At 43.9% G+C, this 19,215-nt stretch carries 20 protein-coding genes and 1 tRNA gene; 11 read left to right on the forward strand and 10 right to left on the reverse strand.

Features of this window, described 5'->3' with window-relative positions; all coding sequences use genetic code 11:
• Positions 1-37 precede the first annotated feature (37 nt).
• Both LL912_RS01905 and LL912_RS01910 read right to left on the reverse strand, forming a co-directional pair.
• Positions 38-2,425: a GumC family protein gene (locus LL912_RS01905; protein WP_235551866.1), complete on the reverse strand. Its 2,388-nt coding sequence runs from the start codon at positions 2,423-2,425 to the stop codon at positions 38-40.
• 65 nt (positions 2,426-2,490) lie between these two features.
• Positions 2,491-3,345 carry a polysaccharide biosynthesis/export family protein gene (locus LL912_RS01910; RefSeq protein WP_235551867.1) on the reverse strand — a complete coding sequence of 285 codons (855 nt, stop codon included), beginning with the start codon at positions 3,343-3,345 and terminating at the stop codon, positions 2,491-2,493.
• Between the two features lie 216 nt (positions 3,346-3,561).
• Between LL912_RS01910 and LL912_RS01915 the strand changes: the two genes are divergently transcribed.
• Positions 3,562-4,536: an acetyl-CoA carboxylase carboxyltransferase subunit alpha gene (locus tag LL912_RS01915; protein WP_235551868.1), complete on the forward strand. Its 975-nt coding sequence runs from the start codon at positions 3,562-3,564 to the stop codon at positions 4,534-4,536.
• Between the two features lie 102 nt (positions 4,537-4,638).
• On the forward strand, positions 4,639-5,532 hold the full coding sequence (gene dapA / locus LL912_RS01920) for a 4-hydroxy-tetrahydrodipicolinate synthase (protein ID WP_235551869.1): 894 nt from the start codon (positions 4,639-4,641) through the stop codon (positions 5,530-5,532).
• A 66-nt stretch (positions 5,533-5,598) separates the two neighbouring features.
• Here the strand turns inward: dapA and LL912_RS01925 are convergent, their stop codons facing one another.
• Together LL912_RS01925 and LL912_RS01930 are read right to left on the reverse strand one after the other, a co-directional pair.
• A complete protein-coding gene (locus LL912_RS01925; protein WP_235551870.1) occupies positions 5,599-6,942 on the reverse strand; it encodes a saccharopine dehydrogenase C-terminal domain-containing protein in 1,344 nt (447 codons plus the stop codon).
• A gap of 316 nt (positions 6,943-7,258) precedes the next feature.
• Positions 7,259-7,870 (reverse strand): superoxide dismutase family protein, encoded by a 612-nt coding sequence (locus LL912_RS01930; RefSeq protein WP_235551871.1) that lies wholly within the window; start codon positions 7,868-7,870, stop codon positions 7,259-7,261.
• 206 nt (positions 7,871-8,076) lie between these two features.
• On the opposite strand from LL912_RS01930, the gene LL912_RS01935 reads away from it, so the two are divergent.
• The 9 genes from LL912_RS01935 to LL912_RS01975 all read left to right on the forward strand — a co-directional run bounded on the left by LL912_RS01935 (position 8,077) and on the right by LL912_RS01975 (position 16,206).
• On the forward strand, positions 8,077-8,628 hold the full coding sequence (locus LL912_RS01935; RefSeq protein ID WP_235551872.1) for an NUDIX domain-containing protein: 552 nt from the start codon (positions 8,077-8,079) through the stop codon (positions 8,626-8,628).
• A gap of 32 nt (positions 8,629-8,660) precedes the next feature.
• A complete protein-coding gene (locus LL912_RS01940; protein ID WP_235551873.1) occupies positions 8,661-9,185 on the forward strand; it encodes a DUF4112 domain-containing protein in 525 nt (174 codons plus the stop codon).
• 24 nt (positions 9,186-9,209) lie between these two features.
• A complete protein-coding gene (gene rlmB / locus LL912_RS01945) occupies positions 9,210-9,980 on the forward strand; it encodes a 23S rRNA (guanosine(2251)-2'-O)-methyltransferase RlmB (protein ID WP_235551874.1) in 771 nt (256 codons plus the stop codon).
• 52 nt (positions 9,981-10,032) lie between these two features.
• The gene (locus tag LL912_RS01950; protein WP_235551875.1) at positions 10,033-10,722 is read left to right on the forward strand and encodes a 3-keto-disaccharide hydrolase; all 690 of its coding nucleotides are present in this window, start codon (positions 10,033-10,035) and stop codon (positions 10,720-10,722) included.
• A gap of 437 nt (positions 10,723-11,159) precedes the next feature.
• Positions 11,160-12,899 (forward strand): NHL repeat-containing protein, encoded by a 1,740-nt coding sequence (locus LL912_RS01955; RefSeq protein WP_235551876.1) that lies wholly within the window; start codon positions 11,160-11,162, stop codon positions 12,897-12,899.
• 181 nt (positions 12,900-13,080) lie between these two features.
• Positions 13,081-13,154 (forward strand) — tRNA-Asp (locus LL912_RS01960).
• A gap of 196 nt (positions 13,155-13,350) precedes the next feature.
• Positions 13,351-14,724: a site-specific integrase gene (locus LL912_RS01965; protein WP_235551877.1), complete on the forward strand. Its 1,374-nt coding sequence runs from the start codon at positions 13,351-13,353 to the stop codon at positions 14,722-14,724.
• Positions 14,725-15,312: 588 nt separating this feature from the next.
• On the forward strand, positions 15,313-15,531 hold the full coding sequence (locus LL912_RS01970; RefSeq protein WP_235551878.1) for a hypothetical protein: 219 nt from the start codon (positions 15,313-15,315) through the stop codon (positions 15,529-15,531).
• Between the two features lie 450 nt (positions 15,532-15,981).
• Positions 15,982-16,206, forward strand: coding sequence for a hypothetical protein (locus LL912_RS01975; RefSeq protein WP_235551879.1), 225 nt, complete (start codon positions 15,982-15,984; stop codon positions 16,204-16,206).
• Positions 16,207-16,241: 35 nt separating this feature from the next.
• Here the strand turns inward: LL912_RS01975 and LL912_RS01980 are convergent, their stop codons facing one another.
• From LL912_RS01980 to LL912_RS02005, 6 genes are all read right to left on the reverse strand, one after another.
• Positions 16,242-16,517, reverse strand: coding sequence for a hypothetical protein (locus tag LL912_RS01980; protein WP_235551880.1), 276 nt, complete (start codon positions 16,515-16,517; stop codon positions 16,242-16,244).
• A gap of 89 nt (positions 16,518-16,606) precedes the next feature.
• Entirely contained in the window at positions 16,607-16,873 is a 267-nt protein-coding gene (locus tag LL912_RS01985; RefSeq protein WP_008582790.1) for an RNA recognition motif domain-containing protein, read from the reverse strand.
• Between the two features lie 223 nt (positions 16,874-17,096).
• A complete protein-coding gene (locus tag LL912_RS01990) occupies positions 17,097-17,375 on the reverse strand; it encodes a hypothetical protein (protein ID WP_235551881.1) in 279 nt (92 codons plus the stop codon).
• Positions 17,376-17,625: 250 nt separating this feature from the next.
• Complete coding sequence (locus tag LL912_RS01995) at positions 17,626-17,856, reverse strand: hypothetical protein (RefSeq protein WP_235551882.1); 231 nt, start codon at positions 17,854-17,856, stop codon at positions 17,626-17,628.
• A 52-nt stretch (positions 17,857-17,908) separates the two neighbouring features.
• A complete protein-coding gene (locus LL912_RS02000; RefSeq protein ID WP_235551883.1) occupies positions 17,909-18,649 on the reverse strand; it encodes an acyl-CoA desaturase in 741 nt (246 codons plus the stop codon).
• 297 nt (positions 18,650-18,946) lie between these two features.
• On the reverse strand, positions 18,947-19,168 hold the full coding sequence (locus LL912_RS02005; protein WP_235551884.1) for a hypothetical protein: 222 nt from the start codon (positions 19,166-19,168) through the stop codon (positions 18,947-18,949).
• Between the last annotated feature and the right edge of the window lie 47 nt (positions 19,169-19,215).

The following is a 19,215-nucleotide window of genomic DNA, read 5'->3' on the forward strand; positions in this document are numbered from 1 at the left end:
ACTTTCCGGTGGTCATGTCTTTACGAGGTTTGTAAATTTATCGCCGGAACGCTTTTCGGATCCGGTTCCTGATGCTGCCAGCAGACTTGCGGTCTTCATTTCCATACCCGTATCCATACCCATACCCATATCCGTATCCATAGGAGTTTTTGGGTTTTGCATCATTGAGGACGATCATCAGGTTGTTCAGCTTTTTATTCGTATAAATATCTTGAACGATATTCAACTGCTCTTTAAAGGTATAATTATAACGCACCACATAAGAGCTGATATTCGCATAAGCCCCCAGGGAGAAGGCATCCGATACTTGCCCTACCGGTGGGCAGTCAATAATAATATGATCGTACTTTTCTTTTAATCCATGAATTAATTCCGCAATTCGTTCGCTGAGTAATAATTCAGAGGGATTAGGCGGTATGGGGCCAGAGCCAATAACATCTAGCCCTTTAAAACCTGGGACAGGAATGATGAGGTCTTTTATCTGAAGCTGGGTATCAATAACAAAATTGGAAATTCCTTTTGCAGTTGTTAGCCCCAGGCCTTTTAACAATTTGGGTTTACGTAAGTCGAACTCCAGCAACACTACCTTTTTACCACTAAGCACCAGGCTGGCGCCAAGGTTGGTGCAGAAAAATGTTTTGCCTTCGCCAGACATGGATGAAGTAGTAATGATAACCTTATCTTCCCGTCCGGAACACGCGAATTTGAGATTACTGCGGATCAGACGGAACATCTCGGAGATCGGGCTTCTGGTGTTTTCTTTTACTACCAGTTCTTCATCGGATTGGGCATGCATGATTTCGCCCAGGATCGGGATATTGGTGCGGGAGAGAATATCTTTTTGGAGACGTACTTTGTCATTCAGAAGATCTGATATGTACATTGTAGCGAAAGGAATGAGCAGGCCTATCAGAAACGCTCCCAGGTATACCAGATTCTTTTTGGGCGACACGGGAATCTTTCCCGCGGCGGTGTTGTCTATTATACGGGAATTAGAAACAGTAGCCGCCAGTGTAATCAGCGACTCTTCTCTTTTTTGCAGCAAGTACTGGTAGATGCTCTGTTTAATACCTTGTTCCCGCTGAATTTCCAATAGCTGGCGTTCTACGGCAGGAACAGTTTTTATCTTTGACTGAAACTGGCCATAATCCTGACTTACCTGGTTTTGGGCAATGGAAACACCCTTTTGTAAGGTGCGAATATTTTCAGAAATACTTTTTCTTACGTCGTTGATATTTTTTTCCAGGTTTTTTATAATCACACTCTCTGGCTCTACGGTGGACAGGGTTTGTTGACGCTTCAGTTGTAATTCATTAAAAGTTTGAATGAGTCCGTTAAGCGTAGGATCCTGTATGCCCAAGGAAGAGGGGACGAGACTGTGTTCATTGCCAGGTTTCCCAATGTAAGATTGAATAGAGTTTAGCATATTGGATTGAAGCTTTGACTCTTCTAATTTCTGGTAAAGCCCTTGTGTTTGGTTAAAATACTGGGTTATATCAGAGCTTACATCAGTGATTGCATTTTTTTCTTTAAAATCAGACACCCTTTTCTCCACCCCTGATAATTCACCAACCAGGGTCCGCAGGCGCTCGTCAATAAACCGGATTGTGTTCTGCGAAGTGATATTTTTGTCGTTGACTGCATCCTGATTATAAACTTCTATCAGCTTATTGATTATATCTTCGGCCCGCGCAGGTACAGCATCTGTTACTGAGATTAAAATCGTACTGGTTTGCTTGCCACTGACATCAATATTCATCCTTTTTGCATAGGAGTCTGCGTAACGAACGGGGTGATTAAACTTTAATATAATATTTGCGTTGTACAGGTTGCCATAAACAGGATTGGGGAATATTGTAAAACGCCCAAATGAAGTAGTTATTTTGTCGCCGAAATGATATGATTGCTTCCAGCTGCCATTCTTTAACGTAAATTCCTTTTTGTCTTTCTCTAAACTGAACCGTAGCTGACCGGATCCGGCTTTCAGCAAAGAATCGTCAGACAGAGTGTCAATTTTAATAATTAGGGGGGCTTTTTCTCCATAGGTCTCTGATGTGCGAATATTGCCTTCCACCAGTTGAGTTGGCTGGAGCGCGGGTAATTGCCGAAAAGCACGCTGCAGCAGGCTCTTGCTTTTCAAAACCCGGATTTCATTATCAACGTTTTTCGTACTATTAAAAATATCTAAATCCTGAAAGGTTTGCATCGCATCGGCCGCTGTTCCGCCCTTTTTGTCATCTTTCACCAGTAACTCAGCGCTGGCCTGGTACACCGGCGTAGTATAACGCAAGTATAAAAATGCGGCAAGTAAACAAATGATAACACCTAATGCAAACCAATACCAATTGCGGGTATATCTGGTAATCTCGGCTTTTAAATTAATTTCCTTGGGTTGTTCAACGGATATAATGGATTCTTCGTTCATCGAGAGGGAGTAAATGGTTAATCATCAAAATTTTAGATATACGGCATCTATGTGTACAGGCATTGCTAACGCAGCAATGTGGCCAGAATCACTGCTATTGCCGAAATTCCCGCAGTAGCAATAGGAATCCAACGATAATTGCTGCCATCGGCCTGTTTGGCCTTTAAATTATTTTCGGGCTGTACATATACGACATCATTCTGTTGCAAATAGAAGTAGGGCGAATTGAAGACATTCTTATCGGCGAGATTGATCCGCTGCATGGTTCGGGTACCATTTTTTTCGCGGATGACCAGTATGTTTTCGCGAATAGCGTAGGGGGTAAGGTCGCCAGCCATGCCCAGTGCTTCCAATACATTTACCCGTTCATCGGGAACGTTAAATGAGCCCGGGCGGGTCACTTCCCCGATTACAGTGACTTTATAATTCAGAAAGCGGATATTTACAATCGGTGTTTTAGCGGTTTTGGCCACTTCTACAGTGATCTTATCCTGCGCTTCCTGGCGGGTTAGTCCCAATACATCTACCTTGCCCAGAACCGGAAGGTTTACCTGGCCGTTTTCATCTACCAAGTACCCGTTCCGCATCGGTTCGGTGCTGCTAGTACTGGTTCCTGCGGCGGGTGCCGCTGTTGGAACCGTTGCAGTGGCCACCGGTACCTGAGGCACAGCTCCGGTACTGAAAAGTTGGTTGTATTCCGGGCTAAGCGTCATAATGGAAATGCCAAGGACATCACCCTTTTCAATCTTTGCGCTCATTTTATTGACAATCTGAGCAGTATCTCCCCCCGGGGGCAGGTTATTGAAATACACAAGATTCCTGTTCGTACTGCAGGACGATGCCACAAATACGCTGAGGAAGATGAGTAATCCACATACTCCTTCCCTGGATTTAAAGGGGGCGTTTTCGAGTATTTTCATAAATATCGAGGGTTTCGAGCATTGAATGCTGCAAAGATAATGTTGCAACTTTTAAGTACCGCTTTTTTTAGAAATGTTTTGTTTTTATCTTGTTATACATACATTTTAACGAAATGTCTGAGAGGGCTGGAAAAATAGCATTGAATGTTTTTAGCTAAAATTTCAGGTTATCCTTCAGAAATTCTTAATTTCGACGCGTATCAAGAAGAAAAAATTATGCCACAAGATCAGGTTAGACAATTTTTGGATTTTGAAAAGCCGATTAAGGACCTTTTGGAAGAAATTGAATTAACAAAAGAGCGCACCGAGAAGACAAAGATCGATCTTTCTGATCAGGTGGCTCAGCTGGAGCAAAAAGTGGCTGAAACGCGGAAAAGCATTACGCGGAATCTGACTGACTGGCAACGTGTTCAGCTGAGTCGCCATCCAGACCGGCCCTATACACATAAATATATCGAGCTGATGACCGATAATTATGTGGAATTGTATGGAGATCGCAATATCAAAGACGATAAGGCGATGGTGGGGGGATTTGCTACGCTTGATGATCAGACGGTTATGATCATCGGGCAACAAAAAGGCTCGAATACCAAAAAGCGGCAGCTGCGTAATTTCGGAATGGCCAACCCTGAGGGATATCGCAAGGCATTGCGGCTGATGAAGCTTGCTGAAAAATTTAACAAACCGGTCATCACCCTGATCGATACGCCTGGTGCTTTTCCGGGTCTGGAAGCGGAAGAACGGGGGCAGGGGGAGGCGATCGCCCGTAATATTTATGAAATGATGCGCCTGAAAGTGCCGGTGATCTGCGTGATTATTGGGGAAGGGGCCAGCGGTGGTGCGCTGGGTATTGGTGTAGGTGATCGTGTGTTTATGATGGAGAATACCTGGTATACTGTTATTTCCCCGGAGAACTGTTCTACTATATTATGGCGTAGCTGGGATTTTAAAATGAAAGCTGCAGAGCAGCTGAAGCTGACTTCTGCTAAAATGCAGGAGTTTGGCCTTATCGACGGCATCATACCGGAGCCGGATGGTGGCGCACATTGGGACTATTCCATTGCAGCGCAGCATCTCAAAAAACAGCTGATTGCTTCGCTAAAGGAATTAAAGCCGATGGATCCTCAACAGCGCATCAACGAACGGATCGAAAAGTTTTCAAAGATGGGCTTTTGGGAAGAATATAAATAGATTTCAGGTGTATGGTTTGCTGCCATGCCCGCTGAAATTCCAAATTCTAAATCTCGAATCTCGAATCTCAAGTCTAAATCTCAACTCATATCTCTTACATAAATGTCATTACAACAAAAATTTACAGGAACGGGCATTGCAATTGTTACGCCGTTTAATGAAGACCGCTCTATCGATTGGGCAAGTTTTGAAAAACTAATCCATTACTGGATTGAAAATAAGGTAGAGTATCTGGTTGCCATGGGTACAACCGGGGAAAGCGCTACACAAACCCGGGAAGAAGAACAGGAAGTATTTGATTTTGTAAAGCAGGTCAATTCCGGGCGGGTGCCACTTGTAGCCGGTGTAGGAGGTAATGATACCCGGGAGGTATTGGAGGCATTTGGAAATATGAAGCTGGATGGTTATGATGCCATTCTTTCGGTATCTCCCTATTATAATAAACCCCGGCAGGAAGGTATTTATCAGCACTATAAAGCATTAAATGATGCAGCTCCCTTGCCGATTATTATGTACAATGTTCCAGGCCGTACCGGTATGAGTGTTTCGGTAGAAACTACCTTACGTATTGCTCATGATTGCAAAAACATCTTTGCAACAAAAGAAGCCTCCGGCAGCTTTGAACAGGTAAACCAGATCATGAAGGGCAAGCCTGCTGATTTTATGCTGATCAGCGGTGATGATGCTATTACGCTTCCGATGATTGCCTGCGGCGCAAAAGGACTGATTTCAGTGATCGCCAATGCCTATCCAAAAGACTATTCTGATATGGTGCGGCTTTGTCTGGCGGGTAAATTTGCAGAGGCACTGCCGTTGCATTTGAAATACCTGGATTTGGTGGATGCGATGTTTAAAGAGGGAAGTCCTTCCGGTGTAAAATATGTGCTGAGTAAGATGGAACGCTGTAATAATATCATGCGGTTGCCGGTAGTGCCGATCAGCCAAACTCATGAGGCGTATATTGATCAGCTGATGGCTGCTGTGGCCGTTTCCTGACAAAGTAATTGATATCGTTTATATAAAGGTCTCCCCTGGGAGGCCTTTTTGTTGGGGATAAGGCGCTTATACTATTTCATCTTCTTCCGTAAACCGGATCCCGTTTTGTTGCAGCTCTGCGAGGATGGGCTCGTAAAGTTCTTTTGAAGTGGGGATTTGTAAGCCGGTTGTCCGGACCGTTCCGTTTAAGATCAGCTTTGTGGCAATACCCAGCGGAAGTCCCACTGTTTTGGCCATTGCGGTACGCATTGCATCATCTCCTTTTACCACCAGCGAACTAGTTATCTGCCGCTGTTGTTCCTGTACCTGGTAGGTTATCTCATGAACCATGATGATCATATCACGGTCGCCGGCCGCCAGCGGAAGTCTTGTTTCCAGCAGGTATTGAAGAATATCTGCAGAAACAGTTGCCTGCGGAGGGATGGGAACCAGGTCCAGTAACCCCAGATAACGGAACATCGTAGCAACGAGCTGCTGTTTCGTTGCCGGAACATAGCGGCTCAGGAAGTCATCAAAGGTGTTGGAGCGGGTATAGAAATTTAAACATGCGGTAAACCATTCCGCAACGGATTTATGGCGGTAACTGTTGATGAGTTCTGTATCGGTAAGGGCAGACAGCCCTGCTTTTACAATGAAACTCCAGGCCGTACAAAAATCAGGATGCCGGAGGGTTGTCCGGATAACGGTAGCTGCAGTCTCCAACCCGTACACCGGTATATAGGCTAAGGAGTTCCGGTTGGGATAGCAGGCCCAGGTTCCCAAAGAAGGGACTTCGAGTGTTGGACAGTTTTCAAAAATCAAATTATAAGGGAGCTCTTTGAGGACCCCGTTCTCTTTGTAAACGGCGCCGGCATATCCGGCCAATGCAATGTTGCGCGGATTCCAGCTGATTTTATAATGCCAGGGATTATTATCATTTTCAGGAGCGATCAGTCCTCCGCAATGAGATTTGAATCCCGTTATATGGCCTCCCTTATTCCGGATGCGGTTCAGGAGTTGCATAGCGCTCATATGATCAATGCCGGGATCTAACCCGGTTTCGCAAAGAAATAAAAGACCGCGGGTTTCAATGGATGCTTTTAACGAAAGCAACGCTTCATCAATATAAGATGCGGTGAGCAGGTTTCTTCCGATATCCAGGCAATCCAGGGCTACCAGAATGTGCAGTGCCGGAGGCAGCATTGAAATAACGATATCGGCTTCAGTGATCAGCGCTCTTCTCCGCACCCCATCTTCTGTATGCAATGCAACGGCCTTACCGCTGGTATGGTTATTGAGTTTGCTTTGTGCCAGCTGCAGGTTGGCTTCGGCAATGGTCAATTGCCAGTGTTCCGCTGCCGCGTGATCCAGCAGGTAGCGGATCAGCACTGTGGCCGATTTACCGGCTCCGAACAGAAGGATCTTTTTCATGTCCTACAAGTTAATCAATTCCTGTGAATCCCATTTCTTTTAACCGATAAAGGGCAATAGGTAGCGCATTCATGAATGCATAAAGATGGCGCTGATTCAGATCTGTTGCATACGCATTGTACCTGCATCTTGTTGTTCATGTTCCTACCGCAGCATGGAGCATACAGGACCGACAGGGATAGTACTTCCAAAAAATGTGGTCAAAAATGACCGAAGCTTCAAACATCCGTATAATAGTTTTTATACGACATTATTCCCAACCAAAAGAGGCGGCTCCAAACCGGAGACCGCCTCTTTAAAACAGAAAAACTGTTCGTTAAAGCTTTGTAATGACTCCGCATCCTACACGGGGGCCGCTGTTGCCGGTGGGCTGAGTTTTATAATCGTCGGTACCGCCATGAACAATGATTGCACGTCCGATAATTTCCTTATCACCCGGCTCAATGCTCCACAGATCAGTGGTTACACTTTTTGTTGCATGGCCGGTTGCGTCCAGTTTGATATTGCCGATATCACCAGCGTGGAAGGCTGCAGAGCCCCATTCTCCATGATTCGATTTGGTCGGATTCCAGTGGCCATGCGAGTTTTCGCCCTTCATACCACAATCTCCGTGTTCATGAAAATGCACGGCTACATTGCTGTCGGCCCGTTCCTTCATATTGATCTCCAGGTCCAGCCGGATCTTTCCGTCGGCGAGCTTGTAAAATTTTGCAGTACCAATGTTCCGGGTGCTGTCGCTGGTCAGCTGCAAATTAGCTGCGGCTACAGGCGTTCCTTCGGGGGCTGTGGCTTGAGGGGCTGCAGGTGCACTTGTGTCTGCCTGGGTAGTTGCAGTGGAGTCGGATCCGCTTTTTTCGGAAGCACTGTTTCCGCAGGATCCCAATACAAGCAGGGCGGCAACACCTGCGGAGAAGAAAACTTTTTTCATAATCATTATTTTTTAAAGTGTTAAGTAGTTCACTATTAATACGCAAAACTAACTGAATTATTGTTATAAAGGAGGTGGTGGTGTACAGATTTGTCAAAGGATAGCATCAACGGGAATGACCGGATTTTTATTTTTGAATGGATTCAGACTGCTCACTGAGATAATAATCATTAATTTTAGTCTTCAAAAAATGCAAAGAGATGGCTATGGCAAATCCATGGAAGGTATTGGGAAAGCAGGAAGTATATGATAATCCCTGGATCCGGGTAACGGAGTTTGATGTGATCAATCCTGGAGGAGGAAAGGGGATCTATGGTAAAGTACATTTTAAAAATATTGCTATCGGGGTTCTGGTATTGGATGAAGCACAGTATACCTGGCTGATCGGGCAATACCGTTTCGCTATTGACGCCTATACCTGGGAGATTCCCGAAGGCGGATGTCCTGAAGGCAGTGATCCGCTGGAAAGCGCGCGGAGGGAATTGCTGGAAGAGGCGGGTTTGGAGGCCCGGCACTGGAAGGAATTGCTGCGGATGCATTTATCCAATTCTGTATCAGATGAGCTGGCGATCGTGTACCTGGCTACGGGCCTGGTTCAAAAAACGCCGGAGCCGGAAGAAACGGAACAGCTCACCATCCGGAAGCTACCACTGAATGAAGCCCTTGAAATGGTGGAAACCGGATTGATTACAGATGCAATCTCTGTTGCTGCTTTTCAAAAGGCGGCGTTGCTGCAGCAAAAGGGCGTTCTGGTATAGGAACTCCATATTAACCGATATACTTATAAAGCATGGCAACACATCAAAACCGGTCACCGGCACCTTCTGCATCATCTGCAGCCACCGACCCTCGTTTAAAAACGGTGCGAACGATCAGTAAGCTGATGGACGAACAGTTTTCGGTTGGGGGCTTTAAATTCGGACTGGATCCTTTGTTGAATTTGATACCGGTATTAGGCGATGTAAGCGGCTACCTGTTGTCGATCGGGTTAATCATCACCATGGCGCAGCATGGAGCGTCGGGCAGGCTGGTAGCAAAAATGGTGGTAAATGCAACCCTTGATGCTTTTGTAGGCGCTATTCCTGTACTGGGCTGGGTCTTCGATTTTGTTTATAAAGCCAATACCCGGAATCTCAGATTGCTTACCGAGCACTATACGGAGGGAAAGCATAAGGGTAGTGCCGGACCGGTTATTCTTACGGTTTTGCTGGTAGCCGGAGCCATTCTGGTGCTGCTGGTAATCCTGGCTGTAAAGCTCCTGCAATGGATTCTGGAGTGGGATCAAAAAACGGCTGAGTTAAAAATCAATTTTTAAAAAGGGTTTTCTTTTCTTTGCGTGGTGAAAGATTTCAGAAAAAAACAACAAAGGCCCAAAAAATCCAGCCTGGTGTATGGCCGGGAAGCCGTATTGCAGGCGCTGGAGCGGGGCGATGCATTGGATCGTATTTATCTTGATCAGCAATTAAAGGACCCGGTAGCGGGTGCGATCCGCCGGCTGGCTGCCGACCGGCAGGTACCGGTAAACTATGTGCCGCCCGCCCGCCTGGCGCATTTTAATGTAGAAGGCCATGAAGGCGTGGTGGCTCAAAAATCAAAGATTATTTACCAGAACCTGCAGGACGTCATTTCTTTTGTAATTGAGAGCGGCCAGGTGCCGTTATTTTTAATACTGGATGGCATTACGGATGTACGGAATATCGGCGGAATTGCACGTACTGCCTGGTGCTGCGGGGTGCAGGCCATCATTATACCCGACAAGGGCGTGGGCGCACTGAATGATGATGCGATCCTTACTTCTGCGGGTGCCCTGGAAAAAATTCCGGTATGCCGGGTAAACAGTTTAATGAAGGCAGTAGATGAGCTGCATCTGAATGGCATTACCGTATTTGCCAGTGCGATGGATGCCACCATCCCAGTAGCTGCAGCCGATTTCAATGTGCCATCCGCTATCGTAATGGGAAGTGAAGAAAAGGGTATCTATCCGGCCCTGCTGAAAATATGCGATACCACGATCTCTATTCCTATGCAGCATCATTTTGAAAGTTTGAATGTATCGGTTGCTACCGGCATCATCCTGTACGAGGCCATGAAGCAACGGATGCATGCATGACCCATTCCCTTAAACCTGTTCGCATTTATATCTACATGATCAAAACATTGTTATGAGCATTTGTACAAAAAGTAACGGATGGCTTTTTCTGATCGGTCTTGCTATATGGGGGTGTACACCCAAAGCGGCTCCTTCAGCCGGCGCCGCTGAAAATGTGTTGTCCCGCAAAGAGCAAAAGGAGGGCTTTGTATCGTTGTTCGACGGGCACTCATTAAGCAACTGGATCGATGGAAATAACCAGTACGAGGTTTGTGAAAACGCCATTGTTAAAAAGACAAAGGGGTATGGTAATTTATACAGCCGGAAAGAATACCGTGATTGCATCCTCCGCTTTGAATTCCTGTTGACACCGGCGGCAAACAATGGCCTGGGCTTTCATCATAAACTGGTGGAAGGTACAAAAGGGTATGACGGAATCGAATTGCAGATCCTGGATAATGATGCCGCCGTTTATAAAGCACTTAAACCCTATCAGTACCATGGATCGCTTTATGGATATGTGCCCGCAATGCGGAAAGGATTGAAACCGGCAGGAGCCTGGAATGTTCAGGAAGTGACGGTACAGGGTTCTAAAATAAAGGTAGTGCTGAACGGGGCAACCATCCTGGACACCGATACCCGGGCATTGCCGGCAGCCGCACTGGCTAAGAATCCCCGGTTGTTGTATGAAAAAGGACATATCGCATTTCTGGGGCACGATTCAGAAATCCGGATCCGCAATATCCGCGTCCGGGAGTTGTAAACCGACGCGCTTTGAATAAGCGGTAATGGGGCTGTTGAAACGTGGCTGCGCAACCTACCGGAGTGTTTTCATAATACAGAAAGAACCATTGTAAGATAACCATTTCATCAATGGCAGCGCCAATGTGGTTTTTCAATGATGGAATGGGCATGGCTGTACGCATTGACTGAAGCGGAGGGTATCTATAGTAAGGCAATGATACCGGACCTGTTTTGCGCGCAGATACGGCTGGTATTTGTCCGGATTTGAGCCGGTAAGTTGAACGGCAGGTGGGGACCGGCAAAAATCATGTTTTCCGGAGGCGCATGAAATGAGGTAATAAAAAAGTATACAAAAGAAGGGAAACTTAAATACATTTGATGTCCAAATACTAAACACCGGATCCCGGCCAACGGGGAGCGGATTACCTCTATTCATCAAACCTTAAAAAATGCGTTATGAACTCTAAATTGGCTCGCCTGGCCCTTTTTGTCTTTTTACTGATGCCACTCTGCCTTACAGCCCAGGTGGTAACAACAATTGAACAGGGGGCATTTTACACAGCTCTTGCAATGGACAGGTCCGGAAATGTTTATGTTACACGTCACAACCTGGCAGTTGACCGGTATGAAGTGGTAAAATATATAAAAGGTACGGGAATTCCCCAGGTGCTCTATAGCGGATTGCAGTATAATAGTGTCGATTATCCATGGGGGTTAGCCATAGCCGGGAACGGGGATGTATATATTGCTGCTTCAAATATCGAAAACAAGATCATTAAATTACCGTATAACAGCAGTAATAACACGTATGGCATGGCAACAACCTTTGTAAGCGGTCATTATTATTCGGCGCTGGCTATGGATCAGAACGATAACCTCTATACGCTCGAATATGCTGCGGGGACTGCCGATTACGCTATTGTTAAATATCCCGCCGGCAGCAGTGCCGGTATCCAGTTGTATCATGGGTTGTTGTCTGGTCCCGGCTTCCAATATCCCACCGGGTTGGCCGTAGCACCCAACGGAGATGTATTTACCACGGAAAGTTTTGATGACGGTACAATATCCAGAGGAGCTGTTTACCGGTTTACAGCGTCCTCGGGTTATGCCACCAGGATCAATATCTCTTCTAATAAATATTCCACCGCTTTGGCACTGGATCCGCAGGGCACTTTATATGTATCCGAATATAATGGCAGCACCTATGTGCTGAACCGGTATATCAATGCAGCCGGCGGGCCGGTTAAAGTACAGGACCTGGAAATGAGTAACGGTTTTTATCCCTGGGGCATTGTGGCGCTTAACAGCCGCAACCTTTGGTTTGCTACCGGCAGTAGCAGCGGCAGTAGCCGGGGAGGAGCGCTAAAATATCTTATAGGTACCCCGGAAATGCAGGCAAGCAATATTACCTCAGACAATGTCGGCAGTTCCTCCATGACACTGAACTGGACCAATGGCAGCGGAGTGGTGAGGACCGTATTTATGGCAAAGGCGTCCTCCGGAACACCAGCACCGGTAAGCGGTGCCGTTTATCCGGCTGGTTCTGTATTCGGATCGGGGACGCAGATCGGCTCCAGCGGATGGTACAGTGTATACCGCGGAACCGGAAATACCGTTACGGTTAACGGCCTGGATGCTTTCACGACCTACCGGGCAATGGTTATTGAAGACAACGGGAATAATTACTACCAGACAATGACCTTCATAAATAACCCGGTCAATATAACAACCGCGGCAGCGCTGCCGGTTTCGTTTGGTGCGGTCAGTGCTTTGGTCAGCGAGGATAAATTAAATGTGAACTGGAGCACGGAATCGGAAACTCGAAACGACCATTTTGAAATACAGGCCTCCGTTGACGGTAAAAATTTTAGAAGCATCGGCACGGTTGCCTCACAGGCTGTCGGTGGCAACAGCAACACCCGCCTGGATTATCAATTTGAAAAAGCCCGTAATATGGTTGGCCTGGCCCTGTTCCCGTTTATAATCGGTCTGCTGGGTTTTGCCGGTAAACGCCGCCGGAGATATGCGCTGGCCGGTGTAGTAATGCTTGCGGTTGCAGTGAGCGTTATTTCCTGCACAAAACGGGAAACAACGGACACCGGGGAAATTGAAAAATTATTTATCCGCATTGCTCAGGTGGACAAGGACGGAATAAGAACGTATTCGAAAGTAGTGGCGGCGGTTCAAAAAAATTAATGTAGACTGGTTGGTCCGTAAGAACGACAACGGCAGGAAGGTATGGATCGTATATTTGCAACAGGCAAATTATTTCGGGTTCCGGATAAAAAACTGATAAAAAACTGATAAAAAACTGATAAAAAATTTTGACAGCAAAAAATCTACTCCTATATTTGCACTCCCAACGGAAATAACACAAGGATCGGTAGTTCAGTTGGTTAGAATGCCGCCCTGTCACGGCGGAGGTCGCGGGTTCGAGTCCCGTCCGGTCCGCAAAAAAGGATTATCAGCAATGATGATCCTTTTTGCTTTTTACCCCACTTTACTTTTAAGGGGCTGACTTTCAGTTTATAATAACAGAAGCCTCTAAAAATCCTTACTACCTTTAAAACAGCTTAACAATTTAAAAAAGTAGACTAAAAGTAGACTAAAATTTAGGCTACCGGAGTCGATTAAAATTGTTCAGGCTATGGCACTCCCAATTAAGCTAATTTGTCGTAAAAACCAGGTTCATGCTGACGGAACCTGCTCCATTTTTGTTCAGTACTGTTGCAATGAAAATCAGAAACCTTTATTTGGAACGGATGTCAAAATTCCACCCATCTATTGGGATAACGGAAGCCGCTGCATTAGTGACCGGCTACCTGCAACGCATGGTGATTACAACGAGCTCAATAATGAGCTAAAAAGACTGAAAAAAATCGTAGAAGACATAGTTACCTATGCCGGATTAAAGAAAATTCCAATTGAGGCCCGCGCTGAGTTTACAAAGAAACATTTTTCGCCGACCTTTGACTTTGATGATATTGAAGCAAAAGAAAAAGAAGCCGCTGACCAACAGGAAACCGAAAAGAAAAACAAGCTCAGTGTCTATTATCAATTTGATGAGTTTATAAAATCCAAGAAACGGAAGGTAAGTAACGCCACCCTCACAGTTTATGGCAATGTAAAGTCCCATTTACTCGCATTTGAAGCATTCCGGGATCAGGAGATCTCCTTTGATAGCTTCGATTTTAGCTTCTATGAAGATTTTGTGGACTACCTGACTTTTGAGCATGTACATATGCGCAGAAAAACGTTGCTAACCGGTCTTAAATTAAATACCATTGGGAAAACGATCAAGCATCTCCGGGGTTTCATTAAAGACCGGATTAAAAGAAAAATTATTAAGCCCATCGACCTGTCCGATTTCAGAATACCGGAGGAAGAAAGCGACGCCATATACCTCACCTATGAGGAGATCGCCAAAATCTATCAAACCGATCTGTCAGAACATCTCTATCTTAGAGAGTACAGGGATTTATTTGTCCTGGCTTGTTTAACCGGGCTGCGGTTTTCAGACTTTTCAACTCTTCGACCAGAGGATCTCCAAAGGGATATGCTCTATAAAAAGCAGGAAAAATCCGACCATTGGGTGATTATTCCTTTACGGCACGAAGCAAAACTGATCTTTACCCGTCAGTTCCGCGATCGCATACCGGAGTTGACAAATCCTGAATTTAATAGACATATTAAGACCATTGGGAAACTTGCGGGAATTACCCAAATAGTAAAATTCTCCTACAAAAAAGGCAACCAAACAATAACGGTGACCAAGCCAAAATATGAGTGGATCACATCTCATACTGCACGCCGTTCTTTCTGTACTAACGAGTTTCTAGCAGGTACGCCGGTTGAACTCATTATGAAGATCAGCGGTCATAAAAGAACAAAGGACTTCTACAGGTATATCCGCATTACTCCAGAGGAAGCTGCAAGGAAGGTTAAAGAATTATGGTTGGCTCGGAATGATATGAAATTGATAAAAGAAACGGTAGCTGAAATAGAATTGCAATATAATTAGAAATAAATATTGTTCGTTTTGAATTAATAAATTTTGGCAGAGCGGTTTCATTGAAAATCGTGTATTTAAATCCTGGGCAATTTACCAGAATTTATTCAACTAATTTAAATTACGGTACTTAATATGTGTTACGCTTGTTTTGTGCTTAAAAACGACACAAAATAAAAAAATGGATTAGTAGTATAGTAGCGCTGTGTTGGAAACGGTTTTAGAGCAAGGGAGTTCAACAATCTTTAAAAAACCACAATTTTCAATCCATAAATAAGTTTTTGTGCAAAAATCTTCTATAGTGTTTCAAGTATATGCCTGTCAATAAGTGAATTTAAACGATGGCCTGTTCTATGCATATTAATAATGATTCTGCGGAGAATACTTTTGTTCATGTAAAAAGAAAGTAAAGACAGTGATTTTATAAAAAGAAGATGACTGTTAACGACTCATTTGCAGGAACCGGATATAGCTGATAAATGCACAAAACCTGTGATATATGTAAGTCTGGCATATAAATATGTAAAGCAAATAACGATCAATTATAGACCTTTAGAGACTTTGACCCCGGGGCATCTGAATTTAAGGCAGTCTCAATTTATGAACATAAAGGCAACTAAAAGCAATCGCTTTTTTGAACCGGCAACAGACGGAAAAGGAAATCTGAAACAGGTAGAAAAGGAAACCATCGGGTTGAAAAAGCCCTGGTCCATGCTTGAAATGAAAAAAACAAAGAAGAAATCATCACAGGGGGTACTAGCTAACTATTCAAAGATGCGTGAGCGGATTCTAAAATTTGTAAGAAGCATACAGCTGTAGCAAATTTATTGAACAGGTGAAGATCTGTTATTAAATAAAAACAAATGTGAACCATAACCCTTTTCCTATATAAAGGTTGCATTATGCAAAAAATGCCTTTATTTAATACAAAAGATAAACTGAGTACGGTGTATAAAATAATGGCTGTAAATTTTATACGTATCGAAAAAGTGGCTCAATTTATAATAGAAGCGCCGGATGATTTTGTTTTTGAAGATGTTTGAAATGAGATACTACATCAAATGTGTAATAATGCAAAGCAAAGGATCAACCATCATTTTATAGCCGTTAAGACGACGTCCTTTAGCAGGTGCTACAAATTCATTCAAAAGAGGGCCTTTACATAAGGCCGGTTGTTAACATACTGTTCACCTGAGGATGTAAAAAAGACGTTTAAAGTCAGCGTCTGAATACATTTTCAAAAAAGTTAAGGGTTTAATAAAAGGAAATATGCATATTCCTGTTCAATTTGAATTTGAAGGAAGAAAAATCTTTGGTGAGCTGAGAAGAAGCAGGAAGATGAATTCCAGACATTACCGGTTATATATTAACAATCGGGAAGTGGGGGATTTTTTTAAAACAGAGCGTTCCGGATGGCAATATACAACCCAACAGGGGTACTTCCCGGTTATAGCCATGCAGCTATTGCCATATGTGGATGAAAGAAAAGACTGATAAAAATTGCTGCAGTTATTTTGGGTATCTGAGTTCTACAGAGTGGGGAAAGCGCTGCGCCTGATCCAGTTAAAAGCGGAAACCTCACTTTTCGCAGCATCCGGCAGATCCCGCGTAATGGCCTGCTCAATGATCCTGCCTTCTTGGAGGCTTGCTCGCCCGGCCAATGATGCGTAAAAGTTGATCAGGTAAAGCACCTGATCGCCATTATTTTTATCAAATCTTCTGCGGCTGGGCTGGCCACTAAAAGCAGGCTGTTCGTTGTTCCAGGTATAGTGGGTGCCCGACAGATCTTGTTTTTGGAAATGCATGGTACATGTTTTAAAATGAAGCACACTGAATACTCACAACAGTTATACTATTAAAAAAGAAGGGGCCGGACGGCCCCTTCGAACATTCATTACCATTTTCTATTAGACCGCTCTTCCCGTTCTTTTGCAGCCGAAACAGCAATTCTCCTGCCATCGACATCCTTACCGTCCAGCTCTTTCATTGCGAGTGTGGCATCTGAAACTGAGCCCATTTCTACGAAACCAAAGCCCCGGCTCTTCCCGGTGGTTCTATCCATAATTACTTTGGCAGAAGACACTTGTCCGAAGCTGCTAAAAAGTTCGCGCAAATCATCGTCAGAGGCATGAAACCCCAGGTTTGAAACATACATGTTCATTGTAAATAAATTTTTCTTTTAAAAAATAGAGGCTAAATGCGGCAGCAAAAAAAGAAGAAGGAGAAAAATAAATGCTATTGGTGCGTAGTAGATATGTAACTGATCCTGACTTGAAGTGATGGAGTATTTATGCCTATCCTTGTAAAGATAAGGCTTTTTAGGCAAATGTGATTTTTTATTTCTAAGGGATTAAGAGAATTAAAGCAGGGATGCCATTTGCATCCTATATCCACCAAATGCCCTGTGCCACAAGGTTGCAGGATTTTATAAACAAATGACTGACATCGCCCGGAAATGGAAACATACCACGCGCGTTGCCTGGTGTGATAAGTTCTATCATATCATTTTTGAGATTTATAGAGCAGATCTCAAATATATCCGTATCCTTTTTACGTTCTTCATCAAATTGTTCTTTAGGAGCTCCGCTGGAGGGAAATCTTTTTATAATATCTCCTTTCCGTAATAACGGCACCTGTGCTGCTGAGATCTTTTTGCTGGTCATATCAAACAATTTATCAAGTAAAAATTTTAATGATGATGGTAGCAGGCACTGGAAAGGAAGTAGTCAAAAGAAAAGGGACCTCGACTGGAAGCAATCTGCAGAAAAGGATACCGTAGTATAAATACAAAGGAATTTTTCTTTTGAGCAACCAATCACAATGCATTTCATTGCTAAGGCGAATAAAACTTTTTGTAATAATTCGTGAATCTCCTGGGTATCTGAATATTCTTTAAAGCCAGGAATAACCGATTTAAACCGAAATAGCTGCGTTTTTAATATCGGTAACAATGTAGTAGAGCGATCCGCTTCTTAATTCATTATAGCCATCCCAATCGTCTAAATGTATCGTAGTGCCGGTTGCCGCATAATTGTTTAACAATGCAATAGCGTTTCCGGTAAAACAGACATTCGTCGATATGTTTTCTTTATCCCCGCCCAGGATGTTAAGTTTGTTGCCTGCATGAAATTGATTTTTAGACATAAAAGTTGTTTTTAAATTATAGTAAATAAAGCGGGTAGAAAAATACGTTTCCTTAAGCCATTACCGGTTTTTTGGCAAAGCGTATAATGCGTAGCCATTTTAATAACAGGATAACCGGGTACACCGGATCTACCTCGTGCCAGCGGTTACCAAAATTTACAGAAGACTGATGTTTATGATGATTGTTATGATACGATTCTCCCAGCATCAACACATCTACCACCAGTAAATTGCGTGATGTATTTCTTAGTCTGAAGTTTATATATCCGTATTTATGTGCAAACCAATTTACCAAAGCTCCATGAAAAGCGCCCATTGTAATAACAACAGGTAACAACAGCCACCACCAGAACGAAGAAGCAAAAATCAAAAAAAATGAAATATAGATCGCTACCCAAAGTATACGTGACAGCGGGGAGTTTGCCCAGCGATCAAAACCGTGCCAGTGGGGCAGGTTCTTTTCAAATCGTTTTTCTATAGGATATCGCTGGTGTACGATCGCTGAATAGATTTTTTTAGTACGCCACATCATGCTAAACATATTGGAAGAAAAATTAGGTGAGTGTGGGTCTTTTTCCGTATCTGTATATGCATGATGCATCCGGTGCATGATTGCATAAGCCCGCGCACTCATGTAAGAAGATCCCTGGGTTAGGTAGGAAAACACGAAAAAGAAGCGCTCCCAGAACCTGCTCATCGTAAAGGAGCCATGCGCCGCATACCGGTGCTGAAAAAAAGTCTGACTGAATAGCGAAAGATACCACAACGCCACAAAAAAAATTAAAATCGTCATAATACTATGATGCGTAAAACAGGAATGCAGAAAACGGTATAAAAAGGAGCCGCTTTTGAATGAGAAGAAGAAGGGGAGCGGGAACCCGTGGATGTTTCGCTGTATCTGTAACCAGCTAAAGATACAACCTTTTGATCATATGGTCAAATAGAATGCAATAGCTGTAGCGATGAGCGATGGATCGTTTCGCCTTTTTAATGGCTATAATGCAACAACAAAAAAAGGCAGAATATTTCTTTCTGCCCCACGTTTTCAATAAGATGGATTTCTTTACTGGTATATAAAACAGATGAAGGGTTAGGCGCTGGGTTGTACTTTCCTGAGAATATTAATTACCTCATCTCTTTTTTTGTTAAGCCGGGTTCCTACCCTGGCGAGTAAGTCATTTTCTTTTCCTTTTTCAAATTTCAAATCGGCATCTACTAAAATCGGATATTTTTCTTTAAGCGTCTTTGACTGACTGGTCCAATCTCCTATCATTTTAAAATTCTCATTGCTTGTGATTTTACCTGTGTACATGACATTTTATTTAATTTGTAACGGAGTTGTTACGTAACAAAGGTCAG

Origin of the sequence: Niabella agricola, assembly GCF_021538615.1 — a bacterium.
In the GTDB taxonomy this organism is placed as follows: Bacteria; Bacteroidota; Bacteroidia; order Chitinophagales; family Chitinophagaceae; genus Niabella; species Niabella agricola.

Excerpts from the sequence above, each read along its gene's own strand:
- LL912_RS01905 (WP_235551866.1), bottom strand. The coding sequence starts at position 2,425 with ATGAACGAAGAATCCATTATATCCGTTGAACAACCCAAGGAAATTAAT.
- LL912_RS01910 (WP_235551867.1), bottom strand. The coding sequence starts at position 3,345 with ATGAAAATACTCGAAAACGCCCCCTTTAAATCCAGGGAAGGAGTATGT.
- LL912_RS01915 (WP_235551868.1), top strand. The coding sequence starts at position 3,562 with ATGCCACAAGATCAGGTTAGACAATTTTTGGATTTTGAAAAGCCGATT.
- dapA (WP_235551869.1), top strand. The coding sequence starts at position 4,639 with ATGTCATTACAACAAAAATTTACAGGAACGGGCATTGCAATTGTTACG.
- LL912_RS01925 (WP_235551870.1), bottom strand. The coding sequence starts at position 6,942 with ATGAAAAAGATCCTTCTGTTCGGAGCCGGTAAATCGGCCACAGTGCTG.
- LL912_RS01930 (WP_235551871.1), bottom strand. The coding sequence starts at position 7,870 with ATGAAAAAAGTTTTCTTCTCCGCAGGTGTTGCCGCCCTGCTTGTATTG.
- LL912_RS01935 (WP_235551872.1), top strand. The coding sequence starts at position 8,077 with ATGGCAAATCCATGGAAGGTATTGGGAAAGCAGGAAGTATATGATAAT.
- LL912_RS01940 (WP_235551873.1), top strand. The coding sequence starts at position 8,661 with ATGGCAACACATCAAAACCGGTCACCGGCACCTTCTGCATCATCTGCA.
- LL912_RS01950 (WP_235551875.1), top strand. The coding sequence starts at position 10,033 with ATGAGCATTTGTACAAAAAGTAACGGATGGCTTTTTCTGATCGGTCTT.
- LL912_RS01955 (WP_235551876.1), top strand. The coding sequence starts at position 11,160 with ATGAACTCTAAATTGGCTCGCCTGGCCCTTTTTGTCTTTTTACTGATG.
- LL912_RS01965 (WP_235551877.1), top strand. The coding sequence starts at position 13,351 with ATGGCACTCCCAATTAAGCTAATTTGTCGTAAAAACCAGGTTCATGCT.
- LL912_RS01970 (WP_235551878.1), top strand. The coding sequence starts at position 15,313 with ATGAACATAAAGGCAACTAAAAGCAATCGCTTTTTTGAACCGGCAACA.
- LL912_RS01975 (WP_235551879.1), top strand. The coding sequence starts at position 15,982 with ATGCATATTCCTGTTCAATTTGAATTTGAAGGAAGAAAAATCTTTGGT.
- LL912_RS01980 (WP_235551880.1), bottom strand. The coding sequence starts at position 16,517 with ATGCATTTCCAAAAACAAGATCTGTCGGGCACCCACTATACCTGGAAC.
- LL912_RS01985 (WP_008582790.1), bottom strand. The coding sequence starts at position 16,873 with ATGAACATGTATGTTTCAAACCTGGGGTTTCATGCCTCTGACGATGAT.
- LL912_RS01990 (WP_235551881.1), bottom strand. The coding sequence starts at position 17,375 with ATGACCAGCAAAAAGATCTCAGCAGCACAGGTGCCGTTATTACGGAAA.
- LL912_RS01995 (WP_235551882.1), bottom strand. The coding sequence starts at position 17,856 with ATGTCTAAAAATCAATTTCATGCAGGCAACAAACTTAACATCCTGGGC.
- LL912_RS02000 (WP_235551883.1), bottom strand. The coding sequence starts at position 18,649 with ATGACGATTTTAATTTTTTTTGTGGCGTTGTGGTATCTTTCGCTATTC.
- LL912_RS02005 (WP_235551884.1), bottom strand. The coding sequence starts at position 19,168 with ATGTACACAGGTAAAATCACAAGCAATGAGAATTTTAAAATGATAGGA.